Raw genomic sequence first — 587 nt, 5'->3', positions numbered from 1 at the left:
CCCCGCCCCCCGGCCGCCCCTTCCGGAGGGCGCCCCGGTGGCGGTACCCGGCCTGGCGGCCGGCTGAGGCACCCGCCCCGAAGACCGTCCATGAGCGTTCTCATGCACCTGTCGGACCTGCACTTCGGTGCGCACGACCCGCGTGTGTGCGCGGCGGTGGCCCGGCTGGTCAAGACGCTGGACGTGTCGCTGCTGGTGGTGTCGGGCGATCTCACGCAGCGCGCCACGGCCGAGCAGTTCGAGCAGGCGCATGCGTTCATCGCCGGCCTGGGCGTGCCGCATCGGCTGGTCATGCCCGGCAACCACGACGTGCCGCTGTTCGCCTGGTGGGAGCGGCTGGGCCGGGCCTACCGCCGCTACGAGCGCTGGTGGGGGCGCGACCTGGAGCCGGTGTGCGACGTGGACGGCTTCCTGGCCGTGGGGGTGAACACCACGCGGCCCTGGCGGCACGAGCGCGGCAGCCTGTCGCATGCTCAGATCGACGCGGTGGCGCAGCGCCTGGCCTCGGCCCCGCGCGACCGCTGGCGCATCGTGGTCACGCACCACCCGCTGGTGGTGCACCCCACGAGCGACACCGAGCACCGGCC

1 protein-coding gene is annotated in these 587 nt (G+C 74.6%); it reads left to right on the top strand.

Translation table 11 applies throughout. From position 1 onward, the window contains the following. Window positions 1-90: 90 nt before the first annotated feature. Window positions 91-587: metallophosphoesterase family protein (locus tag AC27KI_RS26910; protein ID WP_487116966.1), on the top strand; the 497-nt coding region annotated here is incomplete at its 3' end.

This window comes from Acidovorax sp. KPB24-03, from assembly GCF_057546605.1.
This window is presented reverse-complemented; position numbering and strand designations above follow the sequence as displayed.